Annotated in this window: 13 protein-coding genes and 1 pseudogene; 6 read left to right on the forward strand and 8 right to left on the reverse strand. The window is 71.1% G+C overall.

Translation table 11 applies throughout. The features are described 5' to 3' along the window. Positions 1–25: 25 nt before the first annotated feature. From ACIPRD_RS16475 to ACIPRD_RS16495, 5 genes are all read right to left on the reverse strand, one after another. The gene (locus tag ACIPRD_RS16475) at positions 26–1,222 is read right to left on the reverse strand and encodes a cytochrome P450 (RefSeq protein WP_401563605.1); all 1,197 of its coding nucleotides are present in this window, start codon (positions 1,220–1,222) and stop codon (positions 26–28) included. Next, on the reverse strand, positions 1,219–1,959 hold the full coding sequence (locus tag ACIPRD_RS16480; protein ID WP_401563608.1) for a thioesterase II family protein: 741 nt from the start codon (positions 1,957–1,959) through the stop codon (positions 1,219–1,221). The genes ACIPRD_RS16475 and ACIPRD_RS16480 overlap by 4 nt, the downstream gene beginning before the upstream one ends. After that, positions 1,956–3,800: an AMP-binding protein gene (locus ACIPRD_RS16485; RefSeq protein WP_401563611.1), complete on the reverse strand. Its 1,845-nt coding sequence runs from the start codon at positions 3,798–3,800 to the stop codon at positions 1,956–1,958. Before ACIPRD_RS16485 ends, ACIPRD_RS16480 begins: the two co-directional genes overlap by 4 nt. Then, positions 3,797–4,666 carry a BTAD domain-containing putative transcriptional regulator gene (locus ACIPRD_RS16490; RefSeq protein ID WP_356405866.1) on the reverse strand — a complete coding sequence of 290 codons (870 nt, stop codon included), beginning with the start codon at positions 4,664–4,666 and terminating at the stop codon, positions 3,797–3,799. Before ACIPRD_RS16490 ends, ACIPRD_RS16485 begins: the two co-directional genes overlap by 4 nt. 598 nt (positions 4,667–5,264) lie before the next feature. Then, on the reverse strand, positions 5,265–6,158 hold the full coding sequence (locus ACIPRD_RS16495; protein WP_401563615.1) for a LysR family transcriptional regulator: 894 nt from the start codon (positions 6,156–6,158) through the stop codon (positions 5,265–5,267). Between the two features lie 137 nt (positions 6,159–6,295). Between ACIPRD_RS16495 and ACIPRD_RS16500 the strand changes: the two are divergent. Next, positions 6,296–6,649 (forward strand): annotated as a pseudogene (locus ACIPRD_RS16500) (nuclear transport factor 2 family protein); the annotation flags it as partial. 329 nt (positions 6,650–6,978) lie between these two features. After that, positions 6,979–7,200 (forward strand): hypothetical protein, encoded by a 222-nt coding sequence (locus ACIPRD_RS16505; RefSeq protein WP_401563617.1) that lies wholly within the window; start codon positions 6,979–6,981, stop codon positions 7,198–7,200. 321 nt (positions 7,201–7,521) lie between these two features. Here the strand turns inward: ACIPRD_RS16505 and ACIPRD_RS16510 are convergent, their stop codons facing one another. Next, a complete protein-coding gene (locus ACIPRD_RS16510; protein ID WP_401563619.1) occupies positions 7,522–8,442 on the reverse strand; it encodes a serine hydrolase in 921 nt (306 codons plus the stop codon). Positions 8,443–9,001: 559 nt separating this feature from the next. Between ACIPRD_RS16510 and ACIPRD_RS16515 the strand changes: the two genes are divergently transcribed. From ACIPRD_RS16515 to ACIPRD_RS16525, 3 genes are all read left to right on the forward strand, one after another. Beyond that, positions 9,002–9,634 carry an RNA polymerase sigma factor gene (locus ACIPRD_RS16515; RefSeq protein ID WP_401563622.1) on the forward strand — a complete coding sequence of 211 codons (633 nt, stop codon included), beginning with the start codon at positions 9,002–9,004 and terminating at the stop codon, positions 9,632–9,634. Beyond that, positions 9,631–10,275: a hypothetical protein gene (locus tag ACIPRD_RS16520; protein ID WP_401563624.1), complete on the forward strand. Its 645-nt coding sequence runs from the start codon at positions 9,631–9,633 to the stop codon at positions 10,273–10,275. The genes ACIPRD_RS16515 and ACIPRD_RS16520 overlap by 4 nt, the downstream gene beginning before the upstream one ends. A 219-nt stretch (positions 10,276–10,494) precedes the next feature. Continuing rightward, positions 10,495–10,710: a hypothetical protein gene (locus ACIPRD_RS16525; RefSeq protein ID WP_401563626.1), complete on the forward strand. Its 216-nt coding sequence runs from the start codon at positions 10,495–10,497 to the stop codon at positions 10,708–10,710. A 486-nt stretch (positions 10,711–11,196) separates the two neighbouring features. Here the strand turns inward: ACIPRD_RS16525 and ACIPRD_RS16530 are convergent, their stop codons facing one another. After that, positions 11,197–11,361 (reverse strand): hypothetical protein, encoded by a 165-nt coding sequence (locus ACIPRD_RS16530; protein WP_401563629.1) that lies wholly within the window; start codon positions 11,359–11,361, stop codon positions 11,197–11,199. A 601-nt stretch (positions 11,362–11,962) separates the two neighbouring features. Further along, positions 11,963–13,492 carry a helix-turn-helix domain-containing protein gene (locus tag ACIPRD_RS16535; protein ID WP_401563632.1) on the reverse strand — a complete coding sequence of 510 codons (1,530 nt, stop codon included), beginning with the start codon at positions 13,490–13,492 and terminating at the stop codon, positions 11,963–11,965. A gap of 479 nt (positions 13,493–13,971) precedes the next feature. Between ACIPRD_RS16535 and acnA the strand changes: the two genes are divergently transcribed. Continuing rightward, complete coding sequence (gene acnA, locus ACIPRD_RS16540; RefSeq protein WP_356405852.1) at positions 13,972–16,686, forward strand: aconitate hydratase AcnA; 2,715 nt, start codon at positions 13,972–13,974, stop codon at positions 16,684–16,686. Positions 16,687–17,170: the final 484 nt, after the last annotated feature.

Raw genomic sequence — 17,170 nt, forward strand, 5'->3', positions numbered from 1 at the left:
GTCGGGGCCGGCGATTACCCGCTGGTTACGCACGTTCGTGGAGCTGGAGCGGGAGCGAGCTGACTCCCCAGGTGAAGTTGGACGGCGTGAACGAGGGCGTGCCGAGCAGCTCCACGTGCCCGACGCGCTCGGCCAGCCGGCCCAGCAGGGCGGCGAGTTCGCAGCGCGCCATCCGCGCGCCCAGGCACAGATGCCTGCCGTGGCCGAACGCCAGGTGCCGGTTGGGGCTGCGGTCGACGAGGAACCGGTCCGGCTCGTCGAAGACGTCCTCGTCCCGGTTGGCGGAGGCGTTCCACAGCGTGACCCGCTCCCCGGGCCGCAGCCGCTGCCCGGCCACCTCCGTCGGGCGCAGGACGGTGCGCATCGCGTGCACCCCCGGCGAGGTCCAGCGCAGCGCCTCCTCGACGGCCGCGGGCCCCCCGGGCGCGCCCAGGGCGCGCAGCCGCTCCCACTGCCCGGGGAACCTCGCGAAGGCCAGCAGCGCCCCGGCGGCGACGTAGCGGGTGGTCTCGTTGGCGCCGGAGAGCACCCCGTTGCAGTTGAAGATGATCTCCTCGTCGGTCAGCGGGCGGCCGCCGTCGCCGTCCACCCTGCCGTGCGCGGCGACCCAGCTCACGAAGTCGTCACCCGGCCGCGCCCTGCGCGTCGCGAGGAGATCGGCGAAGTACAGGAAGATCTCGCCGTTGGCGTGCTTGCCCGACGCGTCGTCGAACGCCTCGGTGGTGACCGCGCCGACCCAGTCCCAGTCCGCCCGGGGCAGGTCCATCAGGGCGCACACCACGTGGTTCGGCAGCCGTTTGGCCACCTCGATGAAGTCCAGCGGCCGGCCGAGGATGTCGTCGGTCACCAGCTCGTCCACCACCTGGCGTACGAGCCGTTCGACGCGCGGCATCCGGGCGGGCCCGAACCACTCCATCAGCGTCCGCTTCACGGCGGTGTGCTGCGGCGGGTCGGAGACGATCAGCATGCGCTGGGCGACCGCCGCCACGGCGCCCACGTCGCTGCCCAGGCGCATGCCGAAGCGGGAACCGAAGTGGTTCGAGTCGGCGTACACCTCGGTGATGTCGCGGTGCTTGGTGAACACCCAGAACGGGGCGCCACCGCCCTCGTGCCGGTACACCGGCGCGTGCGCGCGCAGCCAGGCCAGGGTGTCCCAGAAGTCGTCGCGCGCGAAGGGACCGGGATCGAGCAGGTCGATCACCGGCGGTGCCTGCGGGGTCACGAGGGTTCCTCCTCGGCGAGAGCGGACAGGACCTCGGACAGCCGCCCGAGCAGCGCGAGCGGGTCGTCGCGGCTGATCCGGTGCCCGCCGGTGAAGTCGTGCCGGTGCAGCGGCCCGGTGGTCACCTCGTGCCAGTCGTCGAGCTGCGCGGGGGTGACCTTCTCGTCGTGGACGGCGCCCCACGCGTACACGGGACAGCGCAGCGGCTCCGTGTCCGGCGGGAGCCGGAAGGTCGTCGACAGCACCGCGTCGCGCCGCAGCACCTCGGCGGCGATCTCCCGCATCTCGGCGGCGAGTTCCGGCGGCAGGGACGAGCCCTCGACGCTCGCGGAGGCCAGTTGTTCGACGTCGTCGTCGTCCAGTCCGTTCTGCCGCGCCCAGTGGACCGGCGCCCGGCAGACGCAGACCACGAGTGCGGCCGGACCGAGGGCCCGGGCCAGCTCGTACGCGAGCAGCCCGCCGAAACTGTCCCCGAACACGACCAGCGGGCCGTCCAGGAGGGCGGCGTCCGCCAGTTCCGCGATCACGGTCCCGACCACCTCGGCGATGCCGGACGGCGCCGGATCGCCCCACCGGTCCTCCCGGCCGGGCAGTTGTACGGCGCACACCGTGGCGCGGGAGCCGAGCCGGAGCTGCCAGTTCTGGAACTGCAGGGCGCCGGCGCCGGCCTGCGGCAGGCAGAGCAGGACGGGCCGGTCCGCCGGCGTGTCCTTCGTCCAGGTGCGCAGGTAGGTCATGACGCCGCCGCGGTTTCTGCCAGCCGGGTGCGGACGAGATCCGCGCAAGCCCGGATGGTGGGACTGCCCAGCAGATCGCGCATCGACAGGGAGACCCCGGTCTCCCGGCGCAGTGTGGTGATCATCTCGGCGGCCAGCAGGGAGTGCCCGCCCGAGGCGAAGAAGTCGGCGTCCGCGTCGGTCACCGACTGCTCCAGGACCGAGTTCCAGACCTTCGTCACGGTGCCGAGCAGCGTGTCCGTGATCTCCGGCGGGTGCGGCCCGGCGCCGTCGGCGTCCATGTCCGCCGACGCCGACGCCGTTGCCGAGGCCGACGCGTGCGCGTGTGCCGTGGCGAGCGCGGCCCGGTCGGTCTTGCCGTTCGGGGTCAGCGGCAGCTTCTCCAGGCGCCGGATGCCGCTCGGCACCTGGTGCGCGGGGAGCGACGCGGCGAGCCGGTCGCGCAGCTCGCCGTCGCCCGGATAGCCCTCGGCGGTCACCACCGCGAGACCGATGGTCCGGCCTCCCGGCAGCAGGTAGGCGACGGCCTGCGCCACGCCCGGGCCGACGGCCCGTCGTTCGATCTCGGTGAGTTCCACGCGGAATCCGCGCACCTTGACCTGGGCGTCGCTGCGGCCGCAGAACTCCAGCAGGCCGTCGTCCCGGCGCCGGACCAGGTCCCCGGTGCCGTAGACCCGGCCGAGTTGGGGGTCGGTCACGAAGTGCCGGGCCGTCAGGGCGGGTTCGTTCCGGTAGCCGAGCGCGACCCCGGGGCCGCCGATGTACAGCTCGCCCTGGGTGCCGTCGGGCACCGGCCGGCCCTCGGGGCCCAGCACATGGACGGTGTAGCCGGGGATCGCCGTGCCGATCGTGTCCAGGTCGTCGCCCCGGGCGCTGTCCGCCCAGGTGGCGGCGATGGTGGCCTCGGTCGGACCGTAGACGTTGAGTATCCGGCGGCCGTCCGCGTGCCGTTTCGTCAGGTCCGGGGGGCAGGGCTCGCCGGCCACCACGATCGCCTCCGCGCTGTCCACCCCCGCCTCGCAGGCGGCCAGCAGGGACGGGGTCAGGCACACCACCCGGGGGGCCAGGGCGGCGATCGCGGCGGCCGGTCCGTCGGCCGCCGACCGCGCGAGGTCCACGATGCCGAGCGCGTTGCCGAACACCAGGTACAGCAGGGTGCACCACAGCCAGCCGTCGAAGGCGGGCGACACCGCGTTGATGCCGTTGCCCCCGCGCGGCATCCCGAGGGTCTCGATCGCGTCGAGGAACGCCTCCAGGTTCGCGAACGAGACCTCGACCCCCTTCGGGCGGCCGCTGCTGCCGGAGGTGTGGATCACGTAGGCGACATCGTCGGGGCGGACCGGGCCGGCCCCGGCCGCGGGGGCGCCGGCGTCCGCACCGGCGTCCGCACCGGTGTCCGCGGCGGGCTCCTCGAACGGCTCCTCGAACAGGTCAGAGGTCGTCAGTACGGGAACGCCGTTCCCGAGCACCTGGGGGGTCAGTTCGGCCGCGACGATCCACTCGGCGCCGGAGTTGGCGACGACCTCGCCGATGTGTGCCGCCGGATGCCGCTCGTCGAGGAGCACCGCGGTCGCCCCGAGCGCCCAGACGGACAGGAGAGCGGTGACCGCGTGCCGGTCGCGTCCGGTGGTGAGCGCCACCGCGGTGCCGCGCCCGATCCCGTGCGCGCGCAGGCCCCGCGTCGCCGTGGCGACGGAGGCGTCGAGCCGGGTCCAGTCGAGTCCGCCGTCGGACGTCAGGACTGCGGGCTCGCCGGGGCGCTCGGCGGCGTGCCGGGCCAGATGGCCGAGCAGGCGGCCGACGACGGCCGGCGGGGTCGTGGTCGAAGAGGTCGCGCTCATACGCCGGCCCTTCCTTCCACCGGGCGCGCGTCGCGGGGGCCCGGGATGAACGGCCGGCCGAGTCCGTCGAGGACCTGCTGGAGAGCCTGCCGGGTCTGGACGGACGGTTCGACGCCGATGACGCGGCGCAGTCGGCGCTCGCACAACTGGTACCAGCGCAGGGCCTGTTCGGGCTGTCCGAGCAGACCCGCGACGCCGATCAGGGCCTGGTAGGTGGGCTCGTGGAGGGCGTCGATCTGCAGCGTGCGCCGGCCGATCGCGACGACCGCCTCGGTGTCGCCGAGCCGCATCGCGTTCTCGCGCAGGACGTCCAGGGCGCCCAGCGCCAGCGAGCGGTAGTACTCCCGCGTCTCGGCGATCCAGTCCTCGTCCTGGCCGGCGAGGAAGTCGCCCTGGTACAGGTCCAGCGCGCGGGTCAGGCTCTCCGTGGCCAGATCGGGGCGGCCGTGGGCGCGGTGCCGCAGCCCCTCGTGGACGCATTCCCGGAACTCCTCGATGTCGCACCAGGCGTCGGTGGCGTCGAGCAGATAGCCGCCGTCGCGGTGCAGCAGCAGGATGGGCGATCCGGCGCCCTCCGGGTGCTTGCCGGCGCCGAGCGTGCTGCGCGCCCCGCAGCACGCGACCTTCAGCGAACTGGAGGAGGCGCGCCACTCGGCCTCCGGCCAGAGCGCGTCCCGCAGTTGGTCACGGGTCATCACCCGGTTCCGGTGCAGCATCAGGTACTGGAAGAGACTGCGCGACTTGCCGGCCCTCCATCGCGCGACCGGCACTCCGCCCACCGAGGTGGTGAACCGCCCGAAGAAGCACACCGACAGGTATGCGGGCGGGGCGTCCGGCACATCCGCAAGAGTGGGCGTAACGATCATCCCTCTCACTCCTTTCGCGGCGCTCGGAGTCCGCCATGGCTGGTCACGAGCGCACGTTCGACTCCTCTGGGCGACACCCCTCGACGGCGTGGTGCGGGCCGTCGCCATGCTGTCGGCAGTTGCGGCGGAACTGGTGGTTCTTCGTACGCCGATGACGTGTTCCACGCGGGTGCGACCGAGAAGTGGGCCCGTCACCGGCACCGTGCGGTGAGGGGCCCCGGAGCGCTCGCACCATCTGGCCACCGGACGGGCGCGCGATCGTCCCCGGAGAGCGGGGAGTTGTCGACAAGTCACCGATGATGATGCGGTCCACTGCATGGATTCCGAGTCGGACATCGTTGAGCTGGTACACCCGTACTCAACCCGTACTCACGTCACCCCGTCCAGCAGATTGGGCGAAATGGTGATCGCGTGTCCTTATCGCGGACCGCGTGGCAGATTATGGCCGTCGCCCGGCGGGCGCCCACCCGGTCGATACGGTACGGAAAGCGGCATTTGTGCGGCACGATGAAGATCGTCTCGCGTGTACGTCCCACAAGGTGCCGCAGAGCAAGGGGGGTTGGCGAAGAGCGGCTGAATCTCGTGGGGAGGCGGCCGTTCAGCGCCGGGGCCCCGCGAAGGCCGCGGCGAGCCGGTCGCCCAGGGGTGCCGCCCAGGGGTGGGGGTCACGGCGCGGGGTGATCGTGTAGACGCCGCGGGCCGGGGGATCGGCCAGGGCCACGGTGGTGACGTCGCTCCGCAGCGCGCGCGTCAGCACCCCGGGTATCAGCGCGATGGCGTGGCCGGTGGCGACCAGGGCCAGCTTGCCGGGCAGATCGGCCGCGGCGAGACCGATGCGGACGCCGGCCCCGGCGCGGGCGGCGTGCCGGCGCAGGAGCGCCGCCGAGCCGTCGTTGTCCTCGACCCAGGTCTCGCCGGCCAGCGCCGCCACGTGCACCGGCCCGCCGCCGGCCCGCGGATGACCGACGGGCAGGACGACGACCATGTCGTCCAGTCCGAGGAACCGCCGCTCGACCCGCGGGTCGTCGGGGAGCCCGGGCGGTGCGTCGGTGACGACGGCGACGCCGAGATCGCCGGCGGCCACGCGGTCGTGCAGCTCCGCGCTCAGCCCGGGAAGCAGACTCCACCGGAGTGCTCCGGCGTCCTCCAGCAGACCCCGGACGGCCTCGGGGACGATCCCCGCCGCCAGAGAGGGCGTCGCCCCGATCGCCAACGGCCGCTCGTACGCCCCGTCACGGACGTCCCGTACGGCACGGACGGCGCGGTCGGCCTCGTCGAGCGTGGTCAGGGCATGGCGCCGGAACACCTCGCCGGCCGGCGTCGTACGCACCCCGCGCGCATGGCGCTCCACCAGAGGCACGCCGAGCTGCCGTTCGAGCCCGGCGATCTGCCGGGAGACGGCCGACTGCGTGTGGTGGAGCTCCGCGGCCGCGGCCGACAGCGACCCGAGCCGGCACACGGTCACGAAGGTCCGCCACACCGTCAGTTCCATGGCCCCAGTATGACCAGCGGCCATGCGCGCCCCGCAGGGCCGGCCCGCGAGATCCGCGCTTGTCGCAGCCCTGACCGTGGACCACGCTGACCCGCATGACCACACCGCACACGACCGGCGCACCGGCCGAGGACAGCGCGCTGGAGGACGCCGTGCTCGAACCGCTGCGCGCCTACATCCGCGGACACGCCACCGGCGACCCCGCCCACTTCCGCGACGCGTTCCTGCCCACCGCCCACATCGAGGGAATCCGGGACGGGGCGTTCGTCTCCTGGCCCCTGGACGACTACTGCGCCCTCTTCGACGGCCGCCCGGCCCCCGACGAACCGGCCCGCTCCCGCCGCGTCGACGCCGTCGAAGTCCACGGCACCGTCGCGACCGCGGCCATGACCCTCTCGCACGGCACGGACACCTTCACCGACGTCTTCCTGCTGATCCGCACCCACGACAGCTGGCGCATCGCGAACAAGGCCTATCACCGCCACCCCTGAGCCCGGCCACCCCTGAGCCCGGCCACCCCTGAGCCCGGCCACCCCTGAGCCCGGCCACCCTTGAGCCCGGCCCCTGAGACCGGCCGTCCCGGCGAACCGGCCGCCGAGGAGCAGCCCCGAGGAGCAGCCCTGAGAAGCAGCCCCGAGGGCGCCCCCGCCCATCGCGATCAGGGCGAGCGTCTCGGAGAGTGACACCCCGGCCGGGCCTGCCGGAACCCGGCCCTCGGGGCGAGTCCGACGCCGGCGACCGGCCCCGGCGGTCCACGCCCATCTGTACGGGCTGCGGTGAGGTCGACACCAGCATGGTTCATAGGCGCATACTGAGGGCGATGACAAATCATGCGACGCCGAAGAGACATCTGCCCAGCAGCCCCTTCAAAGCCCCGCTCACACCTGACCCGAAGCACTTCGCCACGGGTGACCAGGTCACGCACGACATGTACGGCCTCGGCCGGGTGATCGGCGTCGAGAACGGGATCGCGGCAACCGTGGATTTCGGCTCGGAGCAGAGGCGGATCCCGAGCCCGTACACCAAGATGACCAAGCTGTAGAAAGCCCCGCGCCCCGCACCCAGGGGCGATCCGCCCGCGTGGCCCCGCAGCTCCGGACGAAGCACGAAGATGCCGCCGCAACCCCGTCCTGACCCGCTGAGCAGCGAGCAGGACGAGATGCGGCGGCCCGAAGGACGCCCTCGCCGACCGGCTGCGCATCCGGTCGGAGATCTCCTGCCCAGGCGGCACCCCCTCCCTGTCGGGCCACACCGATCCCGGCAGGTGGACGCGGCAGGACGCCGGGGCGCGGTGACGTACCCCGCCGACCGCGCCTCCGCGCCCCGGCGTGCGCCGAGATCCTCACTCGCAGTGATGTGATCCTCACTCGCGGTGGTGCGACCCGTTCGCGCGAAGGTGTTCCAGGGCCACCCGCGCCGCCGTGCCGAGGACGCCCTCGCGCGTGGGTGTTCCGGGCGTCAGCGGCCGGGTCAGGACGGCGACCGCGAACCGCCGGCCGTCGGGGAAGGTGACCACGCCGACGTCGTTGCTGACGCCGCCCGGCACGGTGCCGGACTTGGAGGCGACCGTCACCTCGGGTCCGAATCCGGTGGCGATCTTCCGGGTGAGCCGCTGCTGTCCCATCACCCGGCGCAGGTTCGCGCACGCTTCGGCGGGACCTGCCTCGTCCCGCCAGACCGCGCGGATCAGGCCGGCCAGGTCGTCGGCGGTCCCACTGCCGATCCGCCCCGGCCGCATCCCCGGCGACGCCAGCACCCGCTGCCAGATCGCGTCGCCCTCCTCCGGCGAAGCGGCGTCCCGCATCGCGTCGGCCATCGCGCCCCAGCCGGTGAATCCGATGTCCCGGGCCGCGGTGTCGAACTCGTCCTGGATCGTGCCCGGCAGATGGAAGCCCGTGAACCCCAGCTTGTCGAGGCGCGCTCTGACCCGTTCGATGCCGACCCGGCGGATCAGCACGTCGGTCGCGGTGTTGTCGCTGATGGTCAGCATCGACCGGGCGAGATCCCGCAGCGACATCTCGACCGGGTCCTCGGTGATGCAGAGCCCCTGGCCACCCAGCGACGCCTCGGCCGGCGAGACGACCACCCGCTCGGTGAGGTCCAGCGTCCCCTCCGCCGCCTGGCAGAAGAACTCCAGACCAATAGTGACCTTGAAGGTGGAGGCCGCCACCGCGAGCTCGCCGCCCGCCACCGACAGCCGTCCTGGCCCGTCGATCTCCAGCGCGCTCAGGCTTCCTTGACAGCCGCCCGCGGCGAACACCTCGGCAATCGTCTCTTCGATCATCCGCTCACGGTGGTACACGGCGAGCGCACCCCGCGGAGCTGTTCGCCATGAGCGTGTCCGCCGCCGGCTCGCGGTGCGGCCGGGCCCAGGAGCGGAATCGGGATCACTGGGCGAACCTGTGGCAGACCGTCGGCCAGGCTGGACTGAACGCCGGCCGCGGCAGGCAGACGCTCGCCGTGGCGAGCTGGTCGATCCGCGCGAGGGGGCCGTCTCTCTCAGGGACGGCACCGCCAGGCATCGGTGGCCCGCCCGGACCGGTGACCCGTCCACGATCGAGCGGTATGGCGAGGTGCCGGTGCCGGTCTTCGAGGAAGAGGTTGCGCAGCTGCTGGGTGACGAGGCCGCCCGACGCCGGCCCGAGCACGGCAAGGCCACGGGCGGGCCGTCCATCGTCCGGCTGGAACGCCTGCCTCCTGCTCTCCGGTCCCACCGTTCACTCTTTTTCGTGACGGTCGTCACACGGTGGGACGCAAGGCATCTCTGGGACGACGAAGGAGGTGTAGGCGCGGCTCTCGGAGTGAAGGGGTGGGCAGGTGTCGGATCAGATGGGTGGGAGCCCATGACAGGGCACGAAGACCGATCTCAGACCGCGGACTCCTTCACGCGGTTCAACGACGAGTGGTTCTCGCGCGGCGCCGGCCTCGCGATGCGGCTTTACGGTCTGAGCCTCGAGGACGCCAAGGAAGTGTCGGCCGACGCCATGACGGCCGTCTATGCCGCGTGGGGCGACATGGTCAGCCCTCAGGCGTACTTCCAGCACGTCGTCAATCTCCGCGCGATCGACCGTCTCCGCGCGAACCAGCGCCGCGTACAGGAAACCCCGCTGCCGCACGCATCCGACGGCGACGATGCCGTGATTCCTGAGCAGGTGAGGAAAGCGCTCGTCGTCAACACCACGCCCGAGGACGCTTGGACGGACTCGGAGGACGTGACCGCGATTCGCCGCGTGCTGGCCTCGCTCCCCGAGCACTACCGGCTGAGTCTGATCCTCATGGCCGAGGGCTACTCCGCGAGCGAGCGCGCTGCCGTCAAGAAAGTGCCGGAGAGCACCGAACGCACGCACACCAGCCGGGCCCGTACGAAGTTCAGCCACTTGCTCGCGGCGCTGAGGACGGAGAAGAAGCCGGAGGTGCTCAAGGCGCCCAAGAAGCCCGAGAACGAGCTCGCCACGAAGGAGGGGGAGGAGAAGTGAAGCCGAACAGCGAGGTCCCGCAGCAGCGTGACTCGGTCGACGACATGGACGAGCTGGAGCTGCCCGCCATGCCTTCGCGATGGGACGACCCGCCCTCGAGGCTCAGCGAGGCCGAGTTCACGCGGATGGCGCTGAGGGAGAGCGACGATCCGCTGCTCAAGGAGATCTCGAACGCGTTGTGGGCGCCCGTGGACCTGCGGGAGTCGCCCACGGTCCAGGCCGACCGACTGAAGTCGATCATCTCGGACGGCGCCAAGCTCCGTGAGCGGTGGGCGGAATCCGCAGCCCTGGAAGAGACCTTCAACGCTCCCGCCGTCCCCGCCGTCCCCCCACAGGTGCGCATGCGGCAGGCCAAGCAGCGCAAGCTTCACGAGGCGCGCGCCCGCAAGGTGCACCGGGCACGGAGCCGCGCGGTGCTGTTGGCTTCCGCGATGGCGGTCAGTTTCGCCGTCGCGTTGAGCGACGTCATGGGCCTCGTCGGCAACGACCGCCTTCTCGCCTTCATCCAAGTCACGACGCCTCTGGTCCTCATGAGCGCCAATGTGCTCATCGACAGAAGCCTCAGCCTGTCGTGGCGCCACCGCGTAGTGGTCCGGAGGCTCGAAAAGCTGCGGGAGAGGTGCATGAAGAAGCCGGAGTAAGGGGTGGGCACGCCGCGTGTTCCTAGGCACGCGGTGCGCCCACCCCTTTGAACGCCCCGGTCCACCAAACGGCAACAGCCGGTCGAACTCAGTAGATGGAGCGCTATGCCTTCCCAGCGTGACACGAATCGGCGTGCTTCTGCAGGCAGGGAGCACAAGAGGTTTCGCGAGCAGTCCGCGGAAGCGGAGAACGGTGGCGACCGCCGCGACGCCGGCCCCGTGCAGGAGCGTGCGTGGCGGCGCGTCGGGATCCCGGTCCCCCCGGTCTCCGCGGTCTCGGCTCTGACGGCTGCGGGCGGAGGTTCCAGCCTGACGGCCGCGATCGTCACCGGCCACGTACAGCCCGGCGTCGTCTGGCCCGCGGTGACCCTCGCGATCGCCGGCATGGCCTATGACCTCGCCTGCCGCGCACTGAACCGCAACCGCCGCGCCTGACCCGGGGAGACCGGCCCCGCCGTCCTCCGTACGACGACCGCAGAGAGACGGCGGCCCCCATCCGCGCAGGGTGGGGGCCGCCGCCGTCTCCAACCGAAACGCTCAGGCCGCCAGATCGACAAGTCCGCGTCGCGTAAAGCTATGTGGCGTCAAGGGCCGGCCTGCCGGACACGGAAACAGCCTTTGCACCTCTTGGGCGCCGGAGTCTCACGCTTCGGTGAGCGGGACCAGGTGGCCGATGTCAAGACCGCAGGGCCCCTGGACGTAACGATCGTCGTACGGGGTTACGGGGTTGAGGAACATCCACGCGCACTCGCCCGGGCCCGAGCCCCCGTCGAACGCGGCAGGGCACGGCTCAAGTCCTGGCGGATCTGCCGCAGATCCCGCAGGCTCAAGGACCACGCCGCTCGGCACAACCACTGACCGCGCTGGGCGCCTGGCCGGATCAGCCGAGCGGCGAGAGGCGACGTGCCTCGGACCATGCGGTCACCGCGCGCCGTCGTCTCCGTCGTCCAGGGCGGAGGGCTCCTGCCAGGTCAGGGTGTCCAGTGGCCGCGGCAGGTTCCGGGCCGCGCCAGGCACGGCTCTCGTCACCGCGGACGCCTCGTCGCTGAAGAGGGCGCCGACGGCGCCCGGTGTACGACCGGGCACGGATACTGCCGGGCGTGAGGTTTTTGTGATGGTCATCTCGTCCCCCTGATTCGTTCCGGGCCGGGCCCGGCTGGAAGCCGGCGCTGAGGTCGGCTGCGAAAGGGTATACGGATTCCGAGCTGCAGCCCGGTACCGTCACGACGTCCACCGCCGGTCCCCGCTCACGGGCCGCGCGTGTCAGATGGTGGAGCTCGTCGACGGTCCCGGAACCAGACTGTTCGTCCGACAGCAGTGCCTCGCGCACACGGCGATCCGCTGTCCCCGACGCGCCCGTACCCACTACGAACGCGCACGGGGAAGCGAACACCCCGCCACGCTCGCCACCCGCGACAACCTCGCCGGCGCGCCTACCGCGTGACGTGCGAGCTCGACCAGGTGATCGCTCCGTTCCGGCAGAGCTCGGATCTGTGCGTGGAGAGGTTCGGGCCCGACCCCAGAAGTCGCTGTCGTCCTCGTCCGAGGTCAACGCGTACTTCTGCCCCTCACCATCCCGCCCCGAAGCTCGCATCGCGCCCCTCGAGAAGTCCCAGAGATGCCGCCGCACCTCGTCCGGCCCGCTGAACAGCGGGCCGGACGAGGTGCGGCGGCATGTGCGTGCGTCTCAGATGTCCCTGAAGATCTCGATCTGCGCGCCGATCGAGTTCAGGCGCTCCGCGAGGTCCTCGTAACCGCGGTTGATGACGTACACGTTGCGCAGCACCGACGTGCCCTCGGCCGCCATCATCGCCAGGAGGACGACGACCGCCGGGCGCAGGGCCGGCGGGCACATCATCTCGGCGGCGCGCCAGCGCGTGGGGCCCTCGACCAGCACGCGGTGCGGGTCGAGCAGTTGGAGCCTGCCGCCGAGGCGGTTGAGGTCCGTGAGGTAGATCGCGCGGTTGTCGTAGACCCAGTCGTGGATCAGGGTCTGGCCCTGGGCGACCGCCGCGATGGCCGCGAAGAACGGGACGTTGTCGATGTTGAGGCCGGGGAACGGCATCGGGTGGATCTTGTCGATCGGCGCCTCCAGCTTGGAGGGGCGGACCGTCAGGTCGACCAGGCGGGTACGGCCGTTGTCGGCGAAGTACTCGCGGCTGCGGTCGTGGTCGAGGCCCATCTCCTCCAGGACCGCCAGCTCGATCTCCAGGAACTCGATGGGCACGCGGCGGACCGTCAGCTCCGACTCGGTCACCACGGCGGCGGCCACCAGGCTCATCGCCTCGACCGGGTCCTCGGAGGGGGAGTAGTCGACGTCGACGTCGATGTTGGGCACGCCGTGCACGGTCAGGGTGGTGGTGCCGATGCCCTCGACCCGTACGCCCAGGGCCTCCAGGAAGAAGCACAGGTCCTGGACCATGTAGTTGGAGGAGGCGTTGCGGATGACGGTCACGCCGTCGTGGCGGGCCGCGGCGAGCAGCGCGTTCTCGGTCACCGTGTCGCCGCGCTCGGTCAGGACGATCGGGCGGTCGGGGCGGACCGTGCGGTCCACCACGGCGTGGTACTGGCCCTCGGTCGCCGCGATGTCCAGGCCGAACCGGCGCAGCGCGATCATGTGCGGTTCGATGGTCCGCGTGCCGAGGTCGCAGCCGCCCGCGTACGGCAGCATGAAGCGGTCCATGCGGTGCAGCAGCGGGCCGAGGAACATGATGATCGAGCGGGTGCGGACGGCCGCCTCCGCGTCGATCGCGGCCATCTCCAGCTCGGCCGGCGGGACGAGTTCCAGGTCGACGCCGTCGTTGATCCAGCGGGTGCGCACGCCGATGGAGTTGAGCACCTCCAGCAGGCGGTAGACCTCCTCGATCCGGGCCACCCGGCGCAGGACCGTGCGCCCCTTGTTCAGCAGGGACGCGCACAGCAGCGCGACGCACGCGTTCTTGCTGGTCTTGACGTCGATCGCGCCGGACAGCCGGCGGCCGCCGACGACCCGCAGATGCATCGGTCCCGCGTAGCCCAGCGACACGATCTCGCTGTCCAGGGCCTCACCGATCCGGGCGATCATCTCAAGGCTGATGTTCTGGTTCCCGCGCTCGATGCGGTTGACGGCGCTCTGGCTGGTGCTCAACGCCTCGGCCAGCTGCGTCTGCGTCCAGCCCCTGTGCTGCCGGGCGTCACGGATGAGCTTGCCGATGCGTACGAGGTAGTCGTCTGACATGAGGTTGAGGCTATCTCAGATATGAGATGGCGCCTCCTGGGGGGTCCATTCGGGTGACGCGACGTCAATGACCAGCGCGTTTCGGGTCTTTATGGCGAGTTGCCGGAGTTGTCCACTCCTGGTTCACTGGTCCGGTTTCATGCTGTGTTCACCGAAAAGAGTGGCCGCCTTTCGTGCATCCGGAGGAAGAGGGGGTGGCCCGGACGATGAGAGGCGCGTCACGCCGCCCGCCCGCTCCGGGGTCGCCCCCGGGGTTCCGTGCCGCTCCTGGGGCCCCGGAGGCGCCCCCGTCACCCATCCGGGCATGACCATCCAGCCCCCATGTACTAGAGTTATCTCGACATCGAGATATCTGCCCAGGCGCACCGTGGCCGCCACCCTAGTAAGGGTTACCTAACTTAGCCTTACCTTAGCGGATCGGCCGGACCGGCGTGGCGGCAGGATGCGGTGGTACGCGCACATCAATGAAGGAGACTGTCGTGTCGGCGAACAGCTTCGACGCCCGCAGCACGCTGCAGGTGGGCGACGAGTCCTACGAGATCTTCCGGCTGGACAAGGTGGAGGGCTCGGCCCGGCTGCCGTACAGCCTGAAGGTCCTGCTGGAGAACCTGCTCCGCACGGAGGACGGCGCGAACATCACCGCCGACCACATCCGCGCCCTCGGCGGCTGGGACTCGCAGGCCCAGCCGAGCCAGGAGATCCAGTTCACGCCGGCCCGCGTGATCATGCAGGACTTCACCGGCGTTCCCTGTGTCGTCGACCTCGCCACCATGCGTGAGGCCGTCAAGGAGCTCGGCGGCGACCCGGCGAAGGTCAACCCGCTCTCCCCGGCTGAGCTGGTCATCGACCACTCCGTCATCGCCGACAAGTTCGGCACGAAGGACGCCTTCGGCCAGAACGTCGAGCTGGAGTACGGCCGCAACAAGGAGCGCTACCAGTTCCTGCGCTGGGGCCAGACCGCGTTCGACGACTTCAAGGTCGTCCCGCCGGGCACCGGAATCGTCCACCAGGTGAACATCGAGCACCTGGCGCGCACGGTCATGGTCCGAGGCGGCCAGGCCTACCCCGACACCCTGGTCGGCACCGACTCGCACACCACGATGGTCAACGGCCTCGGTGTGCTGGGCTGGGGCGTCGGCGGCATCGAGGCCGAGGCCGCGATGCTCGGCCAGCCGGTCTCCATGCTCATCCCGCGCGTCGTCGGCTTCAAGCTCACCGGTGAGCTGACCCCCGGCACCACCGCCACCGACCTCGTCCTCACGATCACCGAGATGCTGCGCAAGCACGGCGTCGTCGGCAAGTTCGTCGAGTTCTACGGCGAGGGTGTGGCCGCCACCTCCCTGGCCAACCGCGCCACCATCGGCAACATGTCGCCGGAGTTCGGCTCCACCGCCGCGATCTTCCCGATCGACGGCGAGACGCTGAACTACCTGAAGCTGACCGGCCGCTCCGAGCAGCAGGTCGCGCTCGTCGAGGCGTACGCCAAGGAGCAGGGCCTCTGGCTCGACCCGGCCGCCGAGCCCGACTTCTCCGAGAAGCTGGAGCTCGACCTCTCCACCGTCGTCCCCTCGATCGCCGGCCCGAAGCGCCCGCAGGACCGCATCGTCCTCGCGAACGCCGCCGAGCAGTTCAAGACGGACGTGCTCAACTACGTCGACACCGCGGACGAGGCGGGCAAGGAGTCCTTCCCGGCCTCCGACTCCCCGGCCACCGTCGACGGCGTGCCGAGCAACCCGGTCACCGTCACCGCCCCCGACGGCTCGACCTACACCCTCGACCACGGTGCGGTGACGGTCGCGGCCATCACCTCCTGCACCAACACGTCGAACCCGTACGTCATGGTCGCCGCCGCGCTCGTCGCGAAGAAGGCCGTGGAGAAGGGCCTGACCCGCAAGCCGTGGGTCAAGACCACCCTCGCCCCGGGCTCGAAGGTCGTCACCGACTACTTCGACAAGGCGGGTCTGACCCCGTACCTGGACAAGGTCGGCTTCAACCTCGTCGGCTACGGCTGTACCACCTGCATCGGCAACTCCGGCCCGCTGCCGGAGGAGGTCTCCAAGGCGGTCAACGACCACGACCTCGCCGTCACCTCGGTCCTCTCGGGCAACCGCAACTTCGAGGGCCGCATCAACCCCGACGTCAAGATGAACTACCTGGCCTCCCCGCCGCTGGTCGTCGCGTACGCCCTCGCGGGTTCCATGAAGGTGGACATCACCAAGGACGCCCTCGGCGTCGACCAGGACGGCAAGCCGGTCTTCCTGGCCGACATCTGGCCCTCCGAGGCCGAGGTCAACGACGTCGTGGCGAACGCCATCGGCGAGGACATGTTCAACAAGTCCTACCAGGACGTCTTCGCGGGCGACGCCCAGTGGCAGGCGCTGCCGATCCCGACCGGCAACACCTTCGAGTGGGACGCGGAGTCCACCTACGTCCGCAAGCCCCCGTACTTCGAGGGCATGGGCATGGAGCCGGCCCCGGTCTCCGACATCGCCGGTGCCCGCGTGCTGGCCAAGCTGGGCGACTCGGTCACCACCGACCACATCTCCCCGGCCGGCGCCATCAAGGCCGACACCCCGGCCGGCAAGTACCTCACCGAGCACGGTGTGGAGCGTCGTGACTTCAACTCCTACGGCTCGCGCCGTGGCAACCACGAGGTCATGATCCGCGGCACCTTCGCCAACATCCGCCTGCGCAACCAGATCGCGCCGGGCACCGAGGGCGGCTACACCCGCGACTTCACCGTCGAGGGCGCGCCGGTCTCCTTCATCTACGACGCCTCGCGCAACTACATCGAGCAGGGCATCCCGCTCGTCGTGCTCGCGGGCAAGGAGTACGGCTCCGGTTCGTCCCGCGACTGGGCCGCCAAGGGCACCGCGCTGCTCGGCGTCAAGGCCGTCATCGCCGAGTCGTACGAGCGCATCCACCGCTCGAACCTCATCGGCATGGGCGTCCTGCCGCTGCAGTTCCCCGAGGGGCAGACCGCCGAGTCCCTCGGTCTGACCGGCGAGGAGACCTTCTCCTTCACCGGCGTCGAGGAGCTGAACAACGGCACCACCCCGCGCACGGTCAAGGTCACCACCGACACCGGTGTGGAGTTCGACGCGGTCGTCCGCATCGACACCCCCGGTGAGGCCGACTACTACCGCAACGGCGGCATCATGCAGTACGTGCTGCGCAACCTGATCCGCAACTGACGGTTCCGCACACAGCGCTGAAGGGCCGCACTCCCGGTGACGGGGGTGCGGCCCTTCGCCGCTCCGGGCGGACCCGGTGAGAGTGGGCTGTGTCCACCGGGTCCGCGAGCCGGGCGGGCAAGGGGGGTGGTTGCCGCCCGGGTGACGCTGGTCCTGAGGGCGCCGCGAACGGCGCCGGTCCCGCGGGTCCCGCACGCGCGCGTGCCGCACCTGCCGGGCGGCTCCCGCGGCACACGGGAACGGCCGGTCCCGCGGGCCCCGCGACTGTCGCGGGACCGGCGGATCCGGGAAACGCACTGATCACCGCGCGGCGCGCGGGTGTTGCGTGGCTTGTGCGGCGAGGACGCTCGCGCGGCCTCACCGGGGTGGAGCACGACAACGTTGTCTGATGGTTTGCACATGACTCTACCGCCTCGATCGACAACGATGTCAACCCACTTGAGGTAGCCCGGCCGGGTGATCCGGGCCGAAGCCGCGCCGCTGT

It is taken from the genome of Streptomyces sp. NPDC090108 (assembly GCF_044747185.1).
Lineage (GTDB): Bacteria > Actinomycetota > Actinomycetes > Streptomycetales > Streptomycetaceae > Streptomyces.